Annotated in this window: 13 protein-coding genes; 10 read left to right on the forward strand and 3 right to left on the reverse strand. The window is 54.2% G+C overall.

The genetic code is table 11. The annotated features are described in order from the left end of the window. Positions 1-135 precede the first annotated feature (135 nt). The gene (gene argH / locus D3P08_RS25220) at positions 136-1551 is read left to right on the forward strand and encodes an argininosuccinate lyase (protein ID WP_119602898.1); all 1416 of its coding nucleotides are present in this window, start codon (positions 136-138) and stop codon (positions 1549-1551) included. A gap of 74 nt (positions 1552-1625) precedes the next feature. Here argH and D3P08_RS25225 read toward each other — a convergent pair whose 3' ends face one another. Then, complete coding sequence (locus tag D3P08_RS25225; RefSeq protein ID WP_119602899.1) at positions 1626-2060, reverse strand: hypothetical protein; 435 nt, start codon at positions 2058-2060, stop codon at positions 1626-1628. Between the two features lie 128 nt (positions 2061-2188). On the opposite strand from D3P08_RS25225, the gene D3P08_RS25230 reads away from it, so the two are divergent. Further along, complete coding sequence (locus D3P08_RS25230; RefSeq protein WP_119602900.1) at positions 2189-2602, forward strand: Lrp/AsnC family transcriptional regulator; 414 nt, start codon at positions 2189-2191, stop codon at positions 2600-2602. Positions 2603-3399: 797 nt separating this feature from the next. On the opposite strand, the gene D3P08_RS25235 is transcribed toward D3P08_RS25230, so the two are convergent. Further along, positions 3400-4845, reverse strand: a complete 1446-nt coding sequence (locus D3P08_RS25235) for a VanW family protein (RefSeq protein ID WP_119602901.1) — start codon at positions 4843-4845, stop codon at positions 3400-3402. Positions 4846-5055: 210 nt separating this feature from the next. Here D3P08_RS25235 and ftsE point away from each other — a divergent pair, with 210 nt between their 5' ends. The 5 genes from ftsE to D3P08_RS25260 all read left to right on the forward strand — a co-directional run bounded on the left by ftsE (position 5056) and on the right by D3P08_RS25260 (position 10920). Then, a complete protein-coding gene (ftsE, locus tag D3P08_RS25240; RefSeq protein ID WP_119602902.1) occupies positions 5056-5742 on the forward strand; it encodes a cell division ATP-binding protein FtsE in 687 nt (228 codons plus the stop codon). Next, positions 5732-6649 carry a permease-like cell division protein FtsX gene (gene ftsX, locus D3P08_RS25245; RefSeq protein WP_119602903.1) on the forward strand — a complete coding sequence of 306 codons (918 nt, stop codon included), beginning with the start codon at positions 5732-5734 and terminating at the stop codon, positions 6647-6649. Before ftsE ends, ftsX begins: the two co-directional genes overlap by 11 nt. 15 nt (positions 6650-6664) lie before the next feature. After that, positions 6665-7897: a murein hydrolase activator EnvC family protein gene (locus D3P08_RS25250; RefSeq protein ID WP_240647743.1), complete on the forward strand. Its 1233-nt coding sequence runs from the start codon at positions 6665-6667 to the stop codon at positions 7895-7897. A gap of 150 nt (positions 7898-8047) precedes the next feature. Then, entirely contained in the window at positions 8048-9511 is a 1464-nt protein-coding gene (locus D3P08_RS25255) for a S41 family peptidase (RefSeq protein WP_119602904.1), read from the forward strand. Between the two features lie 14 nt (positions 9512-9525). Then, complete coding sequence (locus D3P08_RS25260) at positions 9526-10920, forward strand: PDZ domain-containing protein (RefSeq protein WP_240647744.1); 1395 nt, start codon at positions 9526-9528, stop codon at positions 10918-10920. Positions 10921-10983: 63 nt separating this feature from the next. Here D3P08_RS25260 and D3P08_RS25265 read toward each other — a convergent pair whose 3' ends face one another. Further along, complete coding sequence (locus tag D3P08_RS25265) at positions 10984-17109, reverse strand: SdrD B-like domain-containing protein (protein WP_119602906.1); 6126 nt, start codon at positions 17107-17109, stop codon at positions 10984-10986. Between the two features lie 365 nt (positions 17110-17474). Here D3P08_RS25265 and uvrB point away from each other — a divergent pair, with 365 nt between their 5' ends. The 3 genes from uvrB to D3P08_RS25280 all read left to right on the forward strand — a co-directional run bounded on the left by uvrB (position 17475) and on the right by D3P08_RS25280 (position 23029). Continuing rightward, the gene (gene uvrB, locus D3P08_RS25270; protein WP_119602907.1) at positions 17475-19475 is read left to right on the forward strand and encodes an excinuclease ABC subunit UvrB; all 2001 of its coding nucleotides are present in this window, start codon (positions 17475-17477) and stop codon (positions 19473-19475) included. A 15-nt stretch (positions 19476-19490) separates the two neighbouring features. Next, positions 19491-22376 carry an excinuclease ABC subunit UvrA gene (gene uvrA, locus D3P08_RS25275; RefSeq protein WP_119602908.1) on the forward strand — a complete coding sequence of 962 codons (2886 nt, stop codon included), beginning with the start codon at positions 19491-19493 and terminating at the stop codon, positions 22374-22376. Between the two features lie 425 nt (positions 22377-22801). Next, positions 22802-23029 (forward strand): hypothetical protein, encoded by a 228-nt coding sequence (locus D3P08_RS25280; protein ID WP_119602909.1) that lies wholly within the window; start codon positions 22802-22804, stop codon positions 23027-23029. Positions 23030-23053 lie beyond the last annotated feature (24 nt).

The raw sequence follows: 23053 nt of genomic DNA on the forward strand, positions 1-23053 counted from the left end.
CAAGCAAGATCGGGATGCGGCAGCATGTACTGCGCGAATAACCCGCTCTCTGGTTGCCATGAAGCGTCTAATTGTCTCGCTTCGCATCCGGCAAGCTTCCGTTCCCTTGCGTCCGGAAGGGAGTGCTGGTTAACGGTGAGTAAACTATGGGGCGGTCGTTTTACGAAGAAGACAGACCAACTGGTTGAGGAATATACGGCATCGATCATGTTCGATAAGGAGCTGGCCGAGGAGGATATCCAAGGCAGTCTGGCGCATGTGACGATGCTGGGCAAGCAGGGCATTCTGCCGGCCGACGATGTGGAGAAAATTAAGGACGGCCTGCATCGCGTCATGCAACGCATCAAACGCGGCGACATCGAGTTTTCGATCGGCGATGAAGATATTCATATGAATATCGAAAAAACGCTGATCGACGATGTCGGTCCAGTGGGCGGCAAGCTGCATACCGGCCGCAGCCGGAACGACCAGGTCGCGACGGATATGCACTTGTGGCTGCGCAAGCGCGTCGTCGAATTCGTGGATATGCTGCACAAGCTGCAGTCCGCGCTGGTTGAGCAGGCGAAAGCGAATACGGATACGATTGTGCCGGGCTATACGCATCTGCAGCGCGCGCAGCCGATTCTTTTCGCCCATCATTTGATGGCGTACGTATCGATGTTCGGCCGCGACATCGAGCGTCTGCAGGATAGCTACAAGCGTATTAATGTACTGCCGCTCGGAGCAGGCGCTCTGGCGGGCACGACGTTCCCGATTGACCGCCATTTTGTGGCGAAAGAGCTGAAATTCGACGCCGTGTACGAAAACAGCTTGGATGCGGTGAGCGACCGCGATTTTATTTTGGAGTTCCTGTCGCATGCCTCCATCATCATGATGCATCTGTCCCGCTTGAGCGAGGAGCTCATTCTGTGGTCCAGCACGGAGTTCCGCTTCGTGGAGCTGGACGACGCGTTCTGTACGGGCAGCAGCATTATGCCGCAGAAGAAAAATCCCGACGTGCCGGAGCTTGTCCGCGGTAAAACTGGCCGCGTCTACGGCAATCTCGTGGGCCTCCTCACCGTGCTGAAGTCCTTGCCGCTGGCGTACAACAAGGACATGCAGGAGGACAAGGAAGGCATGTTCGACACCGTGAAGACGCTGCAGGGCGCGCTTCAGCTGTTCGCGCCGATGATCGCGACAATGAAGGTGAACGGAGACCGTATGCGCCAAGCGGTCAACCAAGACTTCTCGAATGCGACGGACATCGCCGACTTCCTCGTCGGCAAGGGCATGCCGTTCCGCCAGGCGCACGAAGTAATCGGCAAGACGGTATTGTACTGCATCGAGCAGAATAAGTATTTGCTGGACCTGACGCTGGATGAATTCAAGCAGTTCTCCAGCCTGTTCGATAACAGCATCTATGCGGTGCTTCAGCCGGAGCAGGTCGTGAACGCCCGTAATGTCTACGGCGGCACAGCGAAAGAGCAGGTGCTTGCCGCGATCGGCCGGGCCGACGCCTCGCTGGCGGAAACCGCAGCTTGGGTCGCTAATTACCTGGAGCGCAGCAGATAAGACGAAAAGCCGCGAATGGGCAGCAACTACGTTGCCATTCGCGGCTTTTTTTGTTGGAAATGCCGGTTGCGCGTTTACTTGTCGAAGGAGAGATCATACGTCACGCCGAAGGTAGAGTGGTCGTGATTGGCCAGCTCGAGCTTGATGTTGTTCGTTCCGTCTATGGCGTGCTTAATCTCAAAAGGATCCTCGCTGGTAATCGGTCCGATAAGCGATTCGTTCAGATAGAAATGGACATGTCCTTCTCCTTCAACGGGTGAACCGCCGTAGTTTTCTTTTGTTAGCTTGAAGTCCGTCTCTACGGTTACAAAAAAGACGCCGTTTTGCTCCGTTACTTCTCCGCTTAACGTATAGGACGGCTTTGATGATGCGGACGGCCCCGGACGGCTATCCTCCTGTTTTACCGGGTTGCCGTTGCTTTGTGTTTCTTCTGCACCGCCGTTCGCACAAGCGGCTGCTCCGATCACGATGAGCGCGGCTATGGAAGCCATAAACCAGATTCGTCTCATCTGTTTCTCCTCCCTTGATTCCCATTTTGGATCTTGCTGCTTCAGTGTAAGGGAAAGAGGAAAACGCTTGAATAGCGCGAATAAAACGTTTTGGCCATTCGACTTTATCCATGAAAGGATGCAAGGAAATGATCGACCATATCGATTTAGCCATCCTCCGAATTCTTCGAGAAAATGCCAGGGTGCAGTGGAAGCAGATTGGCGAGCAGATTCATATGACAGGCGCGGCTGTAGCGAACCGCATTCAGAGGCTGGAGGAGCTGGGCGTCATCGAAGGCTATACGGTGAAAGTGAACGAGGCGCGGATCGGCAACGGCATGTGCGTATTTGTCACCGTCATGATGAAGGATTACAAGCATACGAAATTTCAGGAATTCATTAAAGGTCTCGAACAAATAAAAGAAGCCCACCGCGTAAGCGGCGAGCCTTGTTTTCTGCTCAAGGTTCATGTCGCGGACCACCACGAGCTCTCCATCCTGCTCGACAAAATCTTGGAGTTCGGGCATTACAAGATCAATATCTCCATCGGCCAAGTCATCTAGTCCAGACTTGTCTTGTTGCGATTATGCGGCAGGTTCCCAGGCAGTTGAGGCGCCACCAGATCGCAAGAGCGTCTCTAGCGCGCGAATAGTGCCACCACACGAGCTAAAATCCGCAAAAGCAGCTTCAACCGAGGAAATAAGCACGCGAGACGCCACTAAATCGCCAAAAGCGACTCCAAAAAGCAGATAGTATCGCCATACGAGCCTAAATCGGCAAAAGCAGCACCATCCGAGGAAATAAGCACGCGAGGCGCCACTAAATCGCCAAAAGCGACTCCAGCGCGCGAGTAGTCACGCCACACGAGCTTAAACCCGCAAAAGCAGCTCCAGCCGAGAAAATAAGCACGCCAGGCGTCACTAAATCGCCAAAAGCGCCTCCAGAGCACGAGTAGTGCCGCCACACGAGCTTAAATCGGCAGAAGCGTCTCCATAGAGCAATTAGTGTCGCTACACGAGCTTAAATCCACATAAGCAGCACCATCCGAGGAAATAAGCAACGCGAGACGCCACTATATCGCCAAAAGCGACTCCAGCGCGCGAGTAGTAACGCCACGCGAGCTTAAATCGGCAAAAGCAGCACCATCCGAGGAAATAAGCACGCGAGACGCCACTAAATCGCCAAAAGCGACTCCAGAGAACGAGTAGTGCCGCCACACGAGCTTAAATCGGCAGAAGCGTCTCCAAAGCGCGAATAGTAACGCCACACGAGCTAAAATCAACCAAAGCAGCTCGAGCCGAGGAAATAAGCACGCGAGGCGCCACTAAATCGCATAACTAGAGCTTAAAGAGCTATCCCCTCACACCCCGTCCTCGACGAGCCCCTCGCCAGGAGCGGGAGACGCTGGCGGCTGAGGCGTAGCGTCCGGCGAGGAGGGACCGACCTCGATCAGGGTCGGCTGCGCGCGGTACGTGTCCTTCGATACGCGCTCGCGTGACACGACTTCGCCGTCACGCACCAAGGTGCGGTACGTCTCCACGACGTAGCCCGGCTTGCCTTGCTCCACGACGACCGTTTTGCCGACGGGGAGGGCAGGGTTCACCTTTTGCTGCGTTCCGGGCTCAACGGTGCTCAGTGTAACCGACTCGATGTCATAGCGCTCATTCTCCGGCATCGTGCCGAACAGCTTGACGGTTACCTTCCGGTCCTTGACCTCGGTGCGTATGAGCAGCGCCTTGCCTGTCGAGTTGCGGAATTTGAAGTCAATGGCGTCCGTTGCGTACGTCGCGTCATGACCGAGCGGCAAGTAAGCGACGGGCAAGGAGTGGTTGCGGCGCTCCACGATTTCCAGGCCTGCCCTCAGCACAGTCTGATACAGGGTGCTGGACACCTGACAAATGCCGCCGCCGATCCCTGGCACCAGTCTGCCATTCAGTATGACGGGCGCTTCGCGATATTCGTGGTCTTTTTCCACCTTGGCAATCAGTTCGCTGTAGGAAAAAACTTCTCCTGGCTTCAAATACCATCCATCCAAGCTTTCAGCCGTTATCGTAACGTTATGCGCGCGGCCTTCCGCGCTTGTTGCAAAGTCCGTCGTAAACGACATGATCCGCCGGTCGATGCCTTCCTCCTGCAGCTCTTCCAGCGTAACCTCAGGATGAATAACGGTGATGGGCAGCTCCGCCGTGAAAGACCGCTTCTCATCCGTCCATTCCTCGTTGACCTCGCCTGGCTTCACCACCGCCCAGCTGTTCACCTGCTCGACTAACCCGTCTAAGTCCAGCCTATAGGCGTCCGTATGAGGCGTGTACCGCACCTCGTCATCCTCCGTTATTTCTCTCTCCGCATTACGGGGCTCATTGCTTTCAATCCAGCTCCACTGCTGGCGCAAAGCGGACTCGAACGCCGCCCGGTCCCAGCTTTGGCTAAGCGGAAAGCTCTTTTGAAACGAATACCGGTACTTAGCCCGATCCCACAAGCTTCCTTCCCTTAGCTTCAACAGCGCTTCTTTGGCTCCCGCAAATTCCGCCTTGTAGCCAAGCTCGGCGACGCTCCATTGCTTTTGGTCCTTTGCCGCCTGATTGGCTTCTATGGTAATGCTCCTTTTGGCCAGCGCGTCTTCATACCGGTCCAGTAAGGCGACCGCGTCGTCGATCGGCATCCCGCCAATCGCAATCTCGCCCGCTTTGACCCCTTGGGGCACCACATCCTGCTCCGCATATTTCCACAGCAGCACGAGACCGGCCGCAACAAGCACTGCCAAAACCGACACAAGCGATATGACGAAAATTCGCAGCTTTCCCATCCCCGAACACCCTTCCTCTAAGAAAACAGTATTACAGCATATGCGGGAACGGCTGGCGCAATGACGGAAGCAGGAGCGGAATAGGCGGTAAATGGTAATGTTTTTCGACAAACAGCCGGATAATGAGAATCATGAAAAAAGCGGATTGTTGAAGGAATTAGCCATACGCTGTCGAAATAGTAGAACTGACTATAAACAGGATGTGATAACGTGATAGAAATGCACGACATATGGAAGACGTACGCCGACGGCACCCATGCGCTGCGCGGCGTGTCGGTTCGTATAGATCGAAATGAGTTTGTTTATGTCGTCGGCCCGTCCGGCGCAGGCAAGTCAACATTTATGAAGCTGATTTACCGGGAAGAAGTGCCGACCAAAGGGCAAATCTCGGTAAACGGTTTTAATATCGGCAAGCTGAAGCCTCGCAAAATCCCGTACGTGAGAAGAAATATCGGCGTTATATTCCAGGATTTCAGACTGCTTCCGAAGCTGACCGTCTACGAAAATGTAGCGTTCGCGATGGAGGTAATCGAGGCTCCGCGCCGGATCATTAAGAAGCGGACGATGGAAGTGCTGGATCTTGTCGGATTGAAGCATAAGCACGCTTCTCTGCCTTCACAACTGTCGGGCGGCGAGCAGCAGCGGGTGTCGATTGCCCGGGCAATAGTCAATAATCCGTCGGTCATTGTCGCGGACGAGCCTACGGGGAACCTGGACCCCGAGACGTCCATGGGCATTATGAATCTGCTCGAGGAGATCAACTTCCGAGGTTCGACAATTGTAATGGCGACGCATAACCGGGATATCGTGAACAACATGCGCAAGCGGGTTATTGCGATCGAGAACGGCAACATCGTTCGCGACGAAGCGAGAGGAGAGTACGGCTATGAAATTTAGCACGATTCTCCGTCATTTGCGCGAAGGCGCGAAAAACATCATTCGGAACGGCTGGATGTCTTTTGCCTCGATGAGCTCGATTTTCATTTCGCTGTTTATTCTCGGCATTTTCGTCCTGCTGGCCATGAATGTCAACTTTATGGCGGACCAGATTGAAAGCAAAGTACAAATCAAGGTTTACCTGCAGACGAATGTGGAGGAAGCGAAAGTAACGGAGCTTCAGACCAAAATCGGCAACATTACCGAAGTCAGCAAAGTAACCGTCGTCTCCAAAGAGGAAGGCTTGCAGATTCTGAAGGAGGCCATGGGCGAGGAAAACGGCGATTGGCTCGAGGGTTACAACAACGAGAACAATCCGCTGCCGATCTCTTATGTCGTGGACGTGTATGATCCGCAGACCGTTGAAGCGGTTGCGGCGCAGATCGATTCCATTAATAAAGCGGACGGCACGAACCCGATCTCCAAAATCAAGTATGGCGAAGGCTACGTAGAGAAGCTGTTTAAAATTACAAATGCGGTCCGCAACATCGGTTTGGTTATTGTTGTGGGACTAGGGATAACGGCGATGTTCCTCATCTCGAACACGATCAAGATGACGATTATCGCTAGACGCAGAGAAATCGGCATCATGAAGCTGGTAGGAGCGACGAACGCGTTCATCCGCTGGCCGTTCTTTATTGAAGGAGCGCTCATCGGATTTGTCAGCTCCGTTCTGACGACGGTCGTTGTTCTTATCTGCTACGGACAGATTATTAAGCTGACGCAGCTAGATCTGTCGCTTATGCTGATTCAGCTTGTGCCGATGAAGGAAGCCGGCATGATGGCGGCCTCCTTGATTTTGATTATCGGCACCTTGATCGGCATTTGGGGCAGCACCATTTCGGTACGCAAGTATTTGAAAGTGTAGGTGAGGTGTTCAGAGATGAAGAAGATGAAAAGGATAAGCGCGTTATTGATCGCGGCGGCGCTGTTTGCGGTATTTACCGTACAGCCGGCCGGAGGCGGGGAAGTCAAAGCGGCTTCTCTCGCGCAAATCGAGAAGGATATTGCGGCAGCGAACAAGCAGATTCGGGAAGCGGAGCGCAGGGCCGCGGAAGCGGAACGCGAAGCCAGAAACGCGGAGCAGAAAAAGCAGACGATTTCGGCGAAAAAAGAAGATCTTGAAGCGGAAATCAAATCGCTGATGAAAGAGATCGATAAAATCGCAATTGCAAAAAATAAGAAGCAGGCCGAGAAGGATGCGAAGCAAGAGGAGCTCGTTCAAAGCGGCGTGGAGCTCGAGGAAGCGGAGAAGCGGGTTGTCGAACGCGAGGAGCTTCTCGAAATGCGCATGAGAACGATGTATACGAACGGCTTCGTATCGTATATGGACGTGCTGCTTAGCGCCACCAGCTTCTCGGATTTCTTGGACCGTTTCGATGCGCTGCAGACGATTTTGAACTCTGACCGCGACATGGTGGAGCAGCTGAAAAAAGAAAAAGAGGCCGTGGAAAAGAAGAAAGCCGAGATTGAGACGCAGTACGCCGAGCTCGAAGCGATCTATCAGGAGCTGGAGCTCCAGCAGGCGGAGCTGGTCAAGAAGGAAGCGGACAAAGAAGTGCTGATCGCAAGCTACAACGAGAACCTCGACCAATTGTCGGAGACGCTTGAAGAGCTTGAGCTGATCAGCGAGGAGCAGGAGCAGCTGCTCGTCGCGCTGGCTTCGAAGGTATCCAAGCTGAACGCGGAGAAAAACCGGATCAAAAATCCTTACACGGGCGGCAAGCTCGGCATGCCGCTGAAGGGCACCGTACGCGTCACGTCGAATTTCGGCACGCGGGTGCATCCGATTACGGGCGCGAAGCACACGCACACCGGCATCGACTTCGGCGCGCCGCAAGGCACATCGATTTATGCGGCGGAAGCGGGCGTCGTGATCGTATCGCAATGGTGGAGCGGATACGGCAACTGTGTCATCATTGACCACGGCAACGGGCTGTGGACGCTGTACGGCCATATTCGCAACGGCGGACTATTGGTCGACGTAGGGGATAACGTAGAGAAGGGCGACAAAATCGCAGAAGTGGGTAGCACGGGTAATTCGACAGGGCCTCATTTACATTTTGAAGTTCGTAAAAACGAAGTTCCGGTTAATCCGGGCGGTTATTTGAAATAGCGTTTGAGAGAAGGCAGCCCGTAAGCGACAGGGCTGCCTTCTTACGCAAGAAGGTGCCATAAGATTGGTAACCGGCAAATAATTACTGTACGCTTGTCATATACTAGGATGGTCTTGTAAGCTGGAAATTAATGAAGGTGGTGTACCGAGGTGTATTTCAAGGGACGTACTGTTTTCACTTTTGTCTTGATGACCATGATCGCCTCCGTACTGGTGACGCTTACGATGGCCGATCAATGGCTGAAGCCGCGCGAAGAGAAGGGAAGCGCGGCCGTTGCCGCCGCGGCAGCGGGAGACGGAAGCGAGTACCGGCTGAATAAGGATGAGCTGAGTAAGCTGAATGCGGTCATTGAGCTCATCGAGACCAAATATTATGAAGACGTCGATCGGGACGAGCTGCTGGACGGCGCGATCAGCGGCATGATGGAGGCGCTGGACGACCCTTATTCCGTCTATATGGAGGAGGAAGTCGCGCAGCATTTCTCGGAATCGATCGAAGGCAGCTTTACCGGGATCGGCGCGGAGGTAACGACGGAGAATGGAAAGATTATCGTCGTCTCTCCAATCAAAGGCTCGCCTGCCGAGCATGCAGGTCTGCTGGCTAGGGATGAGCTGGTGTCCGTCAACGGAGTAAGCTTGGACGGCTTAAGCTTGCAGGAGGCGGTCGCGAAGATTCGCGGGCCCAAAGGAACAAAGGCGAAGCTGGTCGTGAAACGGAGCGGCTTTGCGGAGCCGATTCAAGTGGTGCTGATTCGCGATGATATCGACGTTGAGACGGTATACGGCACGCTGAGGCCGGACGGGATCGGCGTTATTGAAATCCGGCAGTTTTCGCTGAATACGGCGAAGCGGTTTAAGGAAGAGCTGAAGAAGCTTGAGGGCCAGGGCATCAAGGGGCTGGTGCTCGACGTCCGCAATAATCCGGGCGGCGTGCTGCCGGTGGTCATCGAAATATCGCAGCTTATGATGAAGGAAGGCTCGACGGTTGTCCAGGTCGAGGACCGGAACGGCAACCGCGAGAAGACGCTGGCGAAGGGCGGCGAGCAGAAGCCGTATCCGATCGCTGTGCTTACGAACAAAGGCAGCGCAAGCGCGTCTGAGATTTTAGCCGGCGCTTTGCAGGAGGCGGCCGGCGCTACGGTAATCGGCGAGCAGTCGTTCGGGAAAGGCACCGTTCAAGTCAGCTACAATAAGGCGCTTGGAGACGGAAGCCTCGTGAAGATGACGATCGCGAAGTGGCTGACGCCTAACGGCAATTGGATCCATGAGAAGGGCATTAAGCCGGATATTGTAGTGGAGCCGCCGGATATTTACACGGTTGCGAGGTTGAATTTGAAGGAAACCTTGAAGCCGGACAGCTTAAGCGAGCAGGTGCGCAGCGCTCAGATTATGCTGCATGGGCTGGGCTACGAGCCGAAGCGCGAGGACGGCTATTTCGGCGAAGAAACGGCGGATGCCGTGAAAAAGTTCCAGTCGGAGCATCGTTTGCCGGTAACAGGGGAGATCGACGGGAAAACGGCGCAAACGCTGGAGCAGGCCGTCATCAAGTGGATCCAGAACAAAGAGAATGACACGCAGCTGCTGGAAGCGGTCAAAGCCGTAGGCAGGAAATAACGCGGCCGTGTCGAATGATAAAAGGGTTGGCTTCGCGAGTCGAGGTCAGCCCTTTTTTCTACTTGACCGATACGAAAGCGGATAGGGGAGTGTACGCCTTGGATACGGCACAGGCTATGCTGGAGCTGCTAGGAGAAGCGGTCTTACAGCTGTTGATACAACCTTTTTATTATATCGCGGTTTTATTCATCATCCTTCAGTACAGCAGGCAAATGAGAATGGAACGGCAGCTGTTTGCCGTTAAGCTTCATAATTGGATCGGCCTCACGGCGAAGGCGGTGCTGATGGGCTTGTTGGCGGGGCTCGCGGCGTCGCTTGCGGGCGCTTTTATCGGCGCGACGCTGTCGGGAACCGCCGTCATATGGCTGTGGGCAGTGGCCGCGCTGCTTATGATCATTCGGATACGATATCTATGCTTCGCCTATAGCGCGGGGATCATCCTTCTGCTGCAGTGGATCGTCGGCTTTACGCCCCTTGCGGAGCGGGCGGACTGGCTTGGCGCTGCGGCAGCCTCGCTTGAGGGCATCGACGGCTCCGGATTGCTGCTGCTCGTCGCGCTCCTTCATTTGGCGGAGGCGCTTCTCGTAAAGCTGCATGGCGACCGGCTGTCAACGCCGCTGTTCCTTGAAGGCAAGCGCGGCAAGCTGGTCGGCGGCTATATGCTGCAGGGCTTCTGGCCGGTGCCGCTGTTCCTTCTAGCGCCGGTTGCCGATTCGGCTGCCGCGGGCCATGCGTCCACATTAACGCTGCCATGGACGCCGTTGTTCGGCGCGGACTGGTCGCAGGGGTGGACGATAGTGGCGCTCCCGATGGTCATTGGGATGACGGAAATGACGCGCGCCATGCTTCCGAAGGCGAAAGCCAAGCATGCGGCGCAGGGGCTGCTTGCTTACAGCATAATTTTGGGAGCCGCGGCAATAGCGGCTTGGTGGCAGCCGGCGCTCCTGCCGCTGGCCGCGGTCTTGTCCTTCGTGCTGCATGAGGCGCTAATATGGCGCAGCAAGCTGGCGGAGTCAAAGCGAACGCCGCTGTATGTCCATGACGCGCGCGGGCTGCGCATACTGGGCATCGTGCCGGGGACGCCCGCGGAAGCGATGGGACTGCTCGCCGGAGAGACTTTGCATAAAGTGAACGGTAGACGCGTCTTCTCGAAGGAAGAGCTGTACGAGGCGCTTGCCGTCAACTCGGCGTTCTGCAAGCTTGAGGTCTACAACACGGAAGGCGAACTGAAGTTTGCGCAGCGCGCCCGATATGCGGGTGAGCATCATCAGCTTGGCGTTATTTTGGCGCCGGACGAACAGGCGAATTATTACGCAGCGAACGGACCGGCATCCTTGCTGGCGCTGATCCGCGGGCTGAAGGCCGCGAACCGAAGAGGGCGGACGGAATCCGAAGCCTCGAATTTGTAATCAAAAATAAAACAAGGGCCGCTCCACTGGAGCGGCCCTTGTTCTTGTTTATTAAGCGAATGATTAACGAGTTCTGCGTTTTCCGTACAGTCTGAGCAATACGCCGCCGCCAATTAAGGCTGCGCCAAGCAAGTACAGTAGCGTATAGTCGGTCTGGCCGGTTTTCGGCAGGTTATCGATGTCCGGCGTCACGTCAACCGTGCCTTTCGGAATCGGGTCGACATCGATTTCAAACCATAGTTCTTCTTCTTCATTGCTTTCGTTGCGGACAATGACAGAGAAGCGGTCTTTTCCGGTATAGCCCGGTTTCGGGGTGTACACCCATTTGCCGTCAGGCGTTACGGTCACATTGCCGTTCGCTGGAGGCGTTCCGATTTTGGTATCGCCGCCTTTCGGAACGTCCACCTCGCCTTGGACCGGTGTTTCCTCCTTCGTCGTTTCCGTAATTGGAGTAGGAGACGGTACAGTTGGTTTCGGTGTTCCTCCCGGTGTCGGCGTAGGAGCAGGCGTTGGCGTAGGAGACGGAGTTGCGCTTGGCTCTTCCGTTTCTCCCGGCGGTACGCTCTCCTCCGGTCCCGGAGTCGGAGTCGGTGTCGGCGTCGGTGCCGGTCCTGGAATAAACGGGATAAAATAGTATCCTTGGTCGATGGTCATATCGCCCCAAGTCGTGCCCGGACCGATCGAAATAACTTCCGTAAATCCGTTGAAGACCGGATTGGAGTCTTCGTCCGGTTGAACGCCGTTCGCTCCTGCTGTGGTCGTAATATAACCGGCTGGCGTATCGAATTGTACGTAGTAGTCGCCTTCAACCAGATGATCGAATAAATAGTAACCCTGTTTTCCGGCTTTGGTAGCCGTTTTTGTTTCGGCAATTAACGTCTTGTTCGAATCGTAGAGTTTGACTGTTATGCCGTTAAACCCTGCGTCCCCATTCTCGTCTTGCTTGCCGTTAGTGTTGCTGTCTAACCAGACGTAGTCGCCGATCGAGCCTTTGCGGACGATTCCAAAGTCGATCGTCAAATCGTTCCAGCCTTTTGGCCCGTTCTCGGCAATTGGAATAACGGAGGTGAAGCCCTGCGCATTAACGTCGTTCGAATCGCTGCCATCGGCTTGATCCCCGCTGCCTTGGTTCGCCAGCGTTACTTCGTGGCTGTCATCCAGCATGATTTGCACGTAGTAGTCTCCGCTGGCCAGATTATCGAACAGATAGTAGCCCGGTTTGCCGTCCGGTCCGTCGGCCGTTACGGTTTCCGCATAAGCGGTTCCGGATGCGCTGTCTTTATAAAGCTTAACCGTAATGCCGTTTAAGCCTTCCTCTGCTGCCTCGTCCTGGATGCCGTTGCGGTTGCGGTCGAGCCAAACGTAGTTGCCGATGCTGCCTTTCGCGACAAGCCCCAGGTCAATGCTCGGGTTTACCCAGCCGAACGGGCTGGCATTTTCCCCGATAACAATGGCTCCGGTCGTATTGGAGGCGTTCAGCGCGTTGGATCCGTTCTCCGCATCCTCGTCGCTTTCCGCTATCGTTTGTTCGTATTGCTCCGGATAATCAAATTTCACATAATAAGTGCCTTCAGGCAGCTCGGTGAAGCTGTAATAGCCCGGCTGGCCGTTTTCGGTTTTGGTCACATCCGTCCGGTACGGCGTGCCGGTTGGCGAACCCTTATAAAGGGAAACGGTAACGCCGTTAATGCCGTGCTCGGCTCCTTCGTTCTGAATGCCGTCGCGGTTCCGGTCGTGCCATACATAGTTGCCGATCGCGCCTTTGCCGGTGAAGCCAAGGTCGATCGTCAAATCTTCCCAAGGCTGCAGCCCGCCGATCGTAATTTTGTTCACGGTGAAGCCTTGGTCGGAGCCCGTTTCGTGAATTTTGTTCGAGTCGGTTGCAGGCGTAGCGGCTGCCGATTCAGACTTCGCCAGCTTATAGATCGAAGGCGTCTGGAACCATACATAATAGTCGCCTTGCTCGAGATGATCGAACAAGTACCAGCCGTTGCTGTCGGTTTTTTGCGTCTCGATCAGCTCACGCGTTCCGCTTCCGTTCTCTTTGTACAGTCTTACTTCGATTTCCGCGATACCGTCCTCGTCGCTGTCTTGTACGCCGTTATCGTTCGTATCGAACCATACATAATCGCCGATTTTGCCTTTGCCTTGAAGACCCAGATCGATGCTATGGTCGATCCAGCTGCCAGGTCCGATCGTGATTTTGTCGGTGACGCCGGCCGGGTCCGTTGCGTTGGAGTCCTGCTCGTCATCCGACCCTGCTTCTGCCGTTGTCACTTCATAGCTTATCGGCACGTTAAATTGGACGTAATAATCGCCGGATACGAGCTGGTCAAACAGATAGTAACCCGGTGTATTTGTGGACGGACTGTTGGCTGTGATCGTCCGCGCGACCTCGGTCCGGACGCCGCCGGTTTCTTTGAACAAAATAACCTCAATGTTATTAAGTCCTGGTTCCCCGGCATCCTGCAGACCGTCGCGGTCACGGTCGAGCCATACATAGTTGCCGATTTCGCCTTTGGCTACAAGCCCCAAGTCGATTGTCCAATCGGTAAAATTGTTGCTGCTGTCCAATGTAATGATATTCGTTTTGTTATCGTCGTCCAGAGGATTCGAGTCCGTATCAGGAGATCCGGAAACTTCCTTCGTAAGCTCGTAATCGTAAGGCCACTGGAATTCAACGACGTAATCGCCAGGTTCAAGCTCGTCAAACAGGTAATAGCCTGGAACGTCTCCTGCTCCGGTCGATTTGTTGGCGGTGGTTGTCGTCCGGATAGGCGTGGTTTCTCCGGCTTTGTACAGCTTAACCGTCACGCCGTTAATGCCGCTCTCGTCAGCGTCTTGAATGCCGTCGCGATCCCGGTCCAGCCATACGTAATTGCCCAGCTGGCTGGAACGTTTATTGCTTAATACAATTTCTTTCTGGCCTGTCGCGTTCAAAATAATATTGTGTTTGGTCGGATCCAGCAGGTATCCGTTAGGCGCTTTGACCTCAACCAGCTCGTATTGGTCGAACGGCAGGTCGTCGAAGGATACGATACCGTGTTCGTCCGTTACGCCGGTTGCGGTAAAGTCACCGTATTTGGCGGCAATTTTAAATTCAGCGCCCTGCAAAGTGAGGGTTGGGTTTTCCGCCGGCTGCTTAAGAAGCTTCACGCTGCCTTTATACTTTGCGTTGTCCGGGAACGTAAAGCCGGATGCCGAGTTTTTATTCACGTTAAACCGGTGCTGCGACGGTGTGCTCGTCACTTGCTTCTGATCGGCTAGAAGCTTGTACTGATTGGAGGTTACGGATGTAACGCCCTTCGCAAGCAAAGTTTCGTAAGTCAGCTTGTACGCCGTTTCGATGGAACCGAAAAGTTCAAGCGTAAACATTTCGCGATTGGTAGCCGGATCGATGCTTACCGTAACTTCATAATCGTCCGGATCCGCTTCCGTAAGCGTGAAGTGGCTGTCCTGCGATGGATTCTCTACATTAGGCACAGCTTTATACAGCTTAAAGGAGTCGGGCACCAAAGTTTGGTATTCGTCCGGTCTGTCTTCAATGATCACGTTGTCGAGTCTGGACAAGCTGCGGTTGACCCACATCGTCCATTCGGCAAGCCGCATAGCGCTGGCATTTTGTTTAAAGTTCTTCACTATAAACTCATTGCCGAATTTTACGGACACATTCGTGTTGAGCGTTGCGTGATAGCCGTTGTCGCTGGTGAATTTCGCCGTATTTTCAATAGTGGCCGGCACCAGCTTGCCTTCTAAACTGGTCGTAAAGGTAATCAGATGCGGTCCGGAAATGTACTCCGAATTGAAGTCCACCGTAAGCACCGGATCCGCGCCGCTTTCATCATAAATAACGGTGTAACCGTTCGGAGCGTCCTTCACAAGCGTTGCGGCCTCCGTCAGGTTGCCTTGCGAATCGGCCGAAATATTCATGCGCTTAACCGTTACATTGCCAAGCAGTTTCTGTCCGGATTCCAGTACGTCCTTCACGACTGCATTTTGGACGGATTCGTTGTGGTAGTTAATCAGAACGTTCCACTCAATGGTCTTCGTATGCGCATCGTATACGCCGGTTTTGTAGCCGTTGTAACGATTGCTTCCCGTAGGCTCGACGGTAAAAGCTGCGCTCTGGCTGCCGCTGCCGCCGATCTTCGTTGTTCCTAAGCTGTCAACGATCTCCTGCCAAGCGAAATCGCCTTTATTCGTAAATGTATAATTGCTGTTCGGATTCCAAGGAGCGGTGTAAAGATCATAATCGTATGTCGTCGTATACGTGATCGTATGCTCTTTGTTGAAATCGTAGCTGTCCGCAAATTCGATAATAAAGCCGGATTCGATAGACGGGTCTCCCGAATCTTTTGTAGATACGACCGTATAATGAACGCTCTCCGTCAAGGCTGCGCCGCCTTTAGGGGTAATGACCATCGAGCCGGGATCGAACGCAAGCCCGCGGTTCGTGAACGTATCCGTCAGACGGAGTTTATTGTCCGCGGTGCCTTTGAACCAGTAGCCGTTTTGATTGAGCGTCATCGACCATCGGATCTTTTTGTTGGCGAAGTCGATAATGCTGCCCGTTTTCGAAATGATGCGATGTTTATAATTAAACGTTACGCCAGGGCCTTCACCCATGTATTCAATCTTATTGGAGCTTGTAAAATCTTTCGTGATTGGCGAGTCGGCTTTAGCTCTCGTCTGGTAGACGATTTTGTACGCGTCGCTGACCGTGCCGTTCAGCGTCAGATCGAAGGTGCCGGTACCGGGATTGCTGAGCGTGAAGGTTCCCGGATCGGTTCCTGGCAGAACATCCGCTTTTTTGGCTCCGGGCTGGCCGGTGGCGTTTACTTCCACAGCTTCAACCGTTACCGAGCCTGGAACAAGCTCCTGACCTTGAGGGAGCGTATCGGTCAGCTTAGGGCTGTTGTGCTGCGTCTCGCCGAAGTTGAACAGGACGGTCCATGTTACCAGGTGCCCGTTGACCGGATCGTAGCTGCCCTCGTTATAGACTTTACGGAGCAGTTGTCCGCGCTGCACGGAAATCTTCGCGTTGCTGGAATCTTTTATTTCAGACCCATCAAGCAGTTGAACATTATTGGTTAATTCTTTGGGTGTTTCCGAAATGACGGCGTCGCTTTTCACTTTCGTCGTGAATTTGATGCGATAAGCCGATTTGATGCTTCCCAGATCAAGACTGAATTGTCCGGGCGTGCTTGTGTCGGCCGTGAAGCCGGCGACTTCTCCGCCTTCCGTTACGGCGCCGTTCAGGCTGACATTCAGGTTGTAGACCTTCACGCTGCTCTCAACCAGCTCCAGATCGTCCGGCAGGATGTCGTTCACAACTGCTTGTCCGATATTGGAAAGAGCGGTATTCACGTCGATTACCCAATAAACCTCGGATGTGTTAACCGTCCTGTCGACGCCTCCGACGCCTTTGGAGATATCGAGCCGTTTGTCGACGTTCGGGCCCGATCCCTGGAATTCTACGGGGATGCGGACGTCCAAGTTGCCGGTTTGGCTGATCGGGATGTTCATCACGATCTCGTTGTTCACGATTTCGATCGTTTCATCCAGCCAGGCAGCAACCACAAGGCCGCCTTTTAAGTGGTAGTTCTCCGCAGGGCCCGGCTGCGCGACGAAGTTCACGGTAACCTGCTTCGTATCCTTGTCGACCGAGAAGGTGCCTGCGGGGCCAATCGGCTCGTCTTGAATGTCCGTTTCTATAATGAGCGCGTCCGGCAGAGTGAAGATATACGTTCCTCCTTCCGCGGCTTGCTCTTCCGTGATGGCCCACTCATAAGCGAGGGTGAACGGATAGTCTGTCGCTCCTAACGTTGTTTCGAAGGTGTCTGAATAACTGACCAAGGAGCCTCCTTCGTTTTTGACCGCGGCAGTTACGGAACCGCAGCCTTCAGGCGAAGCAAAGCAGCCTTCGATGGCGCTCTGTGCGTGGCCCTGGCCTTTCATTAACAGCACCTGTTTTACAATTTGACTGTTATTGTCGATCGGCGCAGCGGAGGTATGCATAATGCCAGTGACAAGCGCCGCTTGCAGCACCAGCATTAAAGAGATGATGGACGCTACGCTTTTTTTCAGACCGGTCCTCAGCTTGCCTTTGGTGACGGAATCGAGACCAAAGCTGTGAAGGAGCCGTCCGAACGAAGATTGTAATTGATTTCTTACACGGGACTTCCTCATTACAAACCTACCTTTCTGCTTACATCGAATTCTTCTGTTTCCTTAATGATTGGTGCGAGTATAATTGGATAGATTGCCGTGCGCGATCCTCCTTTTTTGCAATCTTGCGGGTAAGTAGACAGATGTTACCAAGTATATACGTCAGAACTCGACAATTTCTATACAAAAATAGAATAGAGATCTGGTTCGCGGCAAGGCAATCCGATTTATAACTTTCATTGCAACCTGCAGGTGTTAACGCTATAATGAATGGGAACACATATTCTTATTTGTTTCGACATCTGGGACGCCCTAGCCGTTAGGGCGCTTGAAATACAAGATTGTGACTATAATGTGAATATAGAAGACGGTGGGGGGATATTGAAGTGGCGGAACCATTACAGGGAAATCAAGCGTTCCAGTTAACATCCGAATACAAGCCCCAAGGCGATCAGCCGAAGGCGATTAAGGAGCTTGTAGAGGGCGTGAAAGCGGGCAAGCGCCATCAGACGCTGCTGGGGGCAACCGGAACGGGCAAGACGTATACGATCGCGAACGTGATTCAGAAGCTGAACAGGCCGACGCTCGTCATCGCCCACAACAAGACGCTTGCGGCGCAGCTGTGCAGCGAATTCAAAACCTTCTTCCCCGACAATGCGGTAGAATACTTCGTTAGTTACTACGACTATTACCAGCCGGAAGCCTACATCCCATCCACAGACACCTTCATCGAAAAGGACTCCAGCATCAACGACGAGATCGATAAGCTTCGCCACTCCGCGACAAGCGCGCTGTTCGACAGACGCGACGTGATTATTGTAGCGAGCGTATCGTGTATATACGGCTTAGGTTCGCCGACCGAATACGGCAGCCTGGTGCTTTCGCTGCGGGTGGGCATGGAGAAATCGCGGGATGAGATTCTTCATAAGCTGGTCGATATCCAATACGCGCGCAACGATATCAGCTTTACGCGCGGAACGTTCCGCGTCCGCGGAGATATTATAGAAATTTTCCCCGTCGCGAACAATGAACGGGCTATTAGAGTCGAGCTGTTCGGAGACGAAATCGAGCGCATTTCGGAAATTGACGTTTTGACAGGCGAAATTATAGGCGAGCGGGAGCACGTCGCAATCTTCCCTGCATCTCACTTCGTTACGCGCGAAGAAACGATGAAGCTGGCGCTTGCGAACATCGAACGCGAGCTGGAGGAACGGCTGGCGGAGCTGCGCGAGCAGGGCAAGCTGCTGGAAGCGCAGCGGCTGGAGCAGCGTACGCGCTACGATCTCGAGATGATGGCCGAGATGGGCTTCTGCTCCGGCATCGAGAACTACTCCGGTCCGCTGACCTTCAGGGAAAGAGGCGCGACGCCATACACGCTGCTTGATTATTTTCCGGACGATTTCCTCGTCGTCATCGACGAATCCCATGTATCGCTGCCGCAAATTCGCGCCATGTTCAACGGGGACCGGGCTCGAAAGGAAATGCTCGTCAACCACGGCTTCCGCTTGCCGTCGGCGATGGACAACCGTCCATTGCGGTTCGAGGAGTTTGAGCAGAAGACGAAGCAGCTGATTTACGTTTCGGCAACGCCTGGACCGTATGAGCTGGAGCATTGCCCGACGATGATCGAACAAATCATCCGGCCGACGGGTCTGCTCGATCCGATCATCGACGTGCGTCCGACGAAAGGCCAGATCGACAACCTGCTTGAGGAGGTCCGGGATCGTATCGCCAAGGACGAACGCGTGCTTGTGACGACGCTGACGAAGAAGATGGCGGAGGATTTGACCGACTATTTGAAGGAAGTCGGCATCAAAGTGCGGTATTTGCATTCGGACATTAAGACGCTGGAGCGTCTCGCCATTCTGCGCGATCTGCGACTCGGCGTATTCCATGTGCTGGTCGGCATCAACCTGCTGCGGGAAGGTCTCGACCTCCCGGAGGTGTCGCTGGTTGCGATACTGGATGCGGATAAGGAGGGCTTCCTTCGCTCCGACCGCTCGCTCATCCAGACGATCGGGCGGGCCGCGAGGAACTCGGAAGGCCGGGTTATTATGTACGCGGACAAAATTACCGACTCGATGGATCGGGCGATTAAAGAGACGGAGCGCCGCCGCGCCATTCAAATCGCCTTCAACGAGAAGCATGGCATTAAGCCGCAGACGATCCGCAAGCGGGTGCATGACGTCATCGAAGCGACGAAGGTCGCCGAGCAGAAGGCGGATTATTTGACGGGTACGGATCCGGGCAAGATGTCCAAGAAAGAGCGCCAGTCGCTGATCGAGCGGCTGGAGAGCGAGATGAAGGAAGCGGCCAAAAGCTTGCAGTTTGAACGCGCCGCGGAGCTGCGCGACGCGCTTCTGGAGCTTCGCGCGGAGATGGGATAGTAGGAGGAGAAACCAGTGGCAAATGATAAGATTGTTGTAAAGGGCGCGCGCGCCCACAATTTGAAAAATATCGATGTGACCATTCCGCGCGACAAGTTTGTCGTGCTGACGGGACTGAGCGGCTCCGGCAAGTCGTCGCTAGCTTTTGACACGATTTACGCTGAAGGCCAGCGCCGGTATGTGGAATCGCTTAGCGCGTACGCGCGGCAATTTCTTGGACAGATGGAGAAGCCGGATGTGGATTCTATAGAAGGTTTGTCTCCGGCGATCTCGATCGACCAGAAAACAACGAGCCGCAACCCTCGCTCCACAGTCGGCACCGTAACCGAAATATACGACTATCTTCGCCTGCTCTTCGCACGAATAGGTAAGCCGCATTGTCCGGAGCACGGCATCGAAATTACGTCGCAGACGGTTCAACAGATGGTGGACCGCATTATGGAGTATCCGGAGCGGACGAAGCTGCAGATTTTAGCGCCTATCGTATCGGGACGCAAGGGCGAGCACGCGAAGCTGCTGGCGGACATTCAGAAGCAAGGGTATGTCCGCGTGCGCGTCAACGGCGAGCTGCGCGAGCTTAGCGAGAAGATTGAGCTGGAGAAAAACAAAAAGCACAGCATCGAAGTGGTAATCGACCGTATCGTCGTGAAGCCGGACGTGCATGCGCGTCTGGCGGATTCGCTCGAGACGGCGCTCAAGCTGGCGGAAGGCCGCGTGCTGGTCGATGTGATCGATCAGGAGGAGCTGCTGTTCAGCTCCAATCTGGCTTGTCCGGAATGCGGCTTCAGCATCGACGAGCTATCTCCGAGAATGTTTTCGTTCAACAGCCCGTTCGGCGCCTGTCCGGAATGCGACGGTCTTGGCGCCAAGATGATCGTCGATCCGGACCTGCTTGTGCCGGATACGAGTTTGACGATTGAGGAAGGCGCGTTCCTGGCTTGGGCGGGCAGCACCTCGAATTATTATCCGCAGTTCCTCAGCGCGGTGTGCGTCCACTACGGCATCCCGCAGAACGTTCCGGTATCGGAGCTGACGACGGAGCAGATGAAGAAGCTGCTCTACGGAACCGGCGGGGAGAAGGTGCGCTTTCTGTACGAGAACGACTTCGGCCACCGGAAGGAAGCCTTCGTGCCGTTCGAAGGCATCGTGAACAACCTGGAGCGGCGTTACCGCGATACGCCTTCCGAAGCGATGCGCGAGCACATTGAAGGATTTATGAGCGCCAAGCCTTGCGGTTCGTGTAAGGGACAGCGTCTGCGCAAGGAAACGTTGGCCGTTACAATCGGCTCGCAAAATATCGCCCATGTGACAAACCTGTCGATCGGCGAAGCGCAGCGCTATTTCAACGGCCTTTCTCTTACGGAGAAGGAGCTTACGATCGCGAATCTGATCTTGAAGGAAATTAACAGCCGGCTGGGCTTCCTGGTGAATGTCGGCCTCGAATATTTGACGCTAAGCCGCGCAGCGGGCACGCTGTCCGGCGGCGAAGCGCAGCGGATCCGGCTGGCGACGCAGATCGGCTCCAGCCTGATGGGCGTTCTGTACATTCTTGACGAGCCGAGTATCGGTTTGCATCAGCGGGACAACGACCGGCTCATACAGGCGCTGGAGCATATGAGGAACCTCGGCAACACGCTGATCGTCGTCGAGCATGACGAGGATACGATGATGGCAGCCGATTATATTATCGATATCGGACCGGGCGCGGGTATCCATGGCGGCAACATCATCGCGCAAGGCACGCCGAAGGAAGTTATGGAGGATCCGAACTCCTTAACCGGGCAATACTTGAGCGGACGCAAGTTCATTGAAGTGCCGCTGAAGCGCCGGGCAACGGGCGATAAGTGGATTGAAGTGCGCGGCGCGAAGGAGAACAACCTGCGGGGCATCAACGTGAAGATTCCGCTTGGCGTCTTTACGGCCGTAACAGGCGTATCGGGCTCCGGCAAGTCGACGTTCGTGAATGAAATCTTGTACAAGACGCTTGCGCGCGATTTGAACAAGGCGAAGGTGCGCCCGGGGCAATACAAGGAGTTCCGCGGCCTCGAGCATTTGGAGAAGGTCATCGACATCGACCAGTCGCCGATCGGTCGTACGCCGCGTTCCAATCCGGCGACCTATACGGGCGTATTTGACGATATCCGCGACTTGTACGCGAGCACGAACGAAGCGAAGGTGCGCGGCTACAAGAAAGGCCGCTTCAGCTTTAACGTCAAGGGCGGCCGCTGCGAAGCGTGCCGAGGCGACGGCATTATTAAGATCGAGATGCACTTCCTTCCGGACGTCTATGTTCCATGCGAGGTATGCAAAGGCCAGCGCTACAACCGCGAGACGCTGGAGGTCAAATATAAAGGCAAAAACATCGCCGAAGTGCTCGAGATGACGATTGAAGACGGCTGCGTCTTCTTCGAAAATATTCCGCGCATTCACCGCAAAATTCAGACGCTACTTGATGTAGGTCTCGGCTACATGAAGCTCGGACAGCCGGCGACAACCTTATCGGGCGGCGAAGCGCAGCGCGTGAAGCTGGCGGCGGAGCTGTACAGGCGAAGCACCGGCAAGACGCTGTACATTTTGGACGAACCGACAACGGGTCTGCATGTGCATGATATCGATCGTTTGCTTACAGTCCTTCACCGGCTGGTGGATTCCGGCGAATCGGTGCTCGTCATCGAGCATAACTTGGATGTCATCAAAACCGCGGATTACCTCATTGACCTCGGTCCGGAGGGCGGAAGCGGCGGCGGCACAATCGTCGCTACGGGATCGCCGGAGCAGGTCATCAAGGTCGAGCAATCTTATACCGGCCGCTACTTGAAGCCGATTCTAGACAGAGACCGCGCGCGGACGGTGGAACGGTATAAAAACAAGGAGCAGGTTGCCGCGGGGGCAGCAGAGTAATGAACGATTTTGATTTCAGCAGCTGCTGACAGTATGAACCGCTTGGGGGAAGGGATTACCGACCCTAAGCGGTTTTTATTTGTTTAAACGATAGCGGTCCCTTATTCTCCGGATTCCAATCTTGCTAAGTCAAGTCTAGGAATCCGGAAACAACAGGGACCGGAAGAACATTAGTCTGCACCGTGACTTCAGAATATCGAGCTGAATGTTTTCTAACAAGATAATGGACAAGAACTTATAGTTCCAGGAAGAGATGGACATTTTATAGATAAGGGTAATACCGAAGTACATACAAGGCCTGAATAAAATGCAATGCACAAATCGTGACAAAGTTGTTACGAAAACAGATTGAGACTTGCATCAAAAGCCTATTGAAGCTAACATAGATTATTATTAGGTTACGTGTGACTAAAAGGAGGTCCCTTATGTTTTTGGCAGCTGAAACGACAGAGGTTGTGAAAGGGTATGAACCGTTCGACTTCTTTATGTTGGCGATCACAGTGATCATCGCGATCGGATTCGTTCGTCTTTTGATGGCTCGTCCTCGGAAGAACCTGTTTGCGATTGGTTTTACTTTTGTAGCGCTCGTTTTGTTCCTGTTTATTGACTACGTTATGCTTTTCGAGGTCGGTCTGTACCGCGTAAAGGGTTAAACAAATTACACACAAAAAGCACCG

Source organism: Paenibacillus nanensis (assembly GCF_003583765.1).
GTDB lineage: Bacteria > Bacillota > Bacilli > Paenibacillales > Paenibacillaceae > Pristimantibacillus > Pristimantibacillus nanensis.

What these genes read in the sequence shown, in the direction of transcription:
- D3P08_RS25265 (WP_119602906.1), bottom strand. Translation starts at nt 17,109, where the DNA reads ATGAGGAAGTCCCGTGTAAGAAATCAATTACAATCTTCGTTCGGACGG.
- D3P08_RS25230 (WP_119602900.1), top strand. Translation starts at nt 2,189, where the DNA reads ATGATCGACCATATCGATTTAGCCATCCTCCGAATTCTTCGAGAAAAT.
- D3P08_RS25280 (WP_119602909.1), top strand. Translation starts at nt 22,802, where the DNA reads ATGTTTTTGGCAGCTGAAACGACAGAGGTTGTGAAAGGGTATGAACCG.
- ftsX (WP_119602903.1), top strand. Translation starts at nt 5,732, where the DNA reads ATGAAATTTAGCACGATTCTCCGTCATTTGCGCGAAGGCGCGAAAAAC.
- D3P08_RS25250 (WP_240647743.1), top strand. Translation starts at nt 6,665, where the DNA reads ATGAAGAAGATGAAAAGGATAAGCGCGTTATTGATCGCGGCGGCGCTG.
- D3P08_RS25260 (WP_240647744.1), top strand. Translation starts at nt 9,526, where the DNA reads ATGATAAAAGGGTTGGCTTCGCGAGTCGAGGTCAGCCCTTTTTTCTAC.
- D3P08_RS25225 (WP_119602899.1), bottom strand. Translation starts at nt 2,060, where the DNA reads ATGAGACGAATCTGGTTTATGGCTTCCATAGCCGCGCTCATCGTGATC.
- D3P08_RS25235 (WP_119602901.1), bottom strand. Translation starts at nt 4,845, where the DNA reads ATGGGAAAGCTGCGAATTTTCGTCATATCGCTTGTGTCGGTTTTGGCA.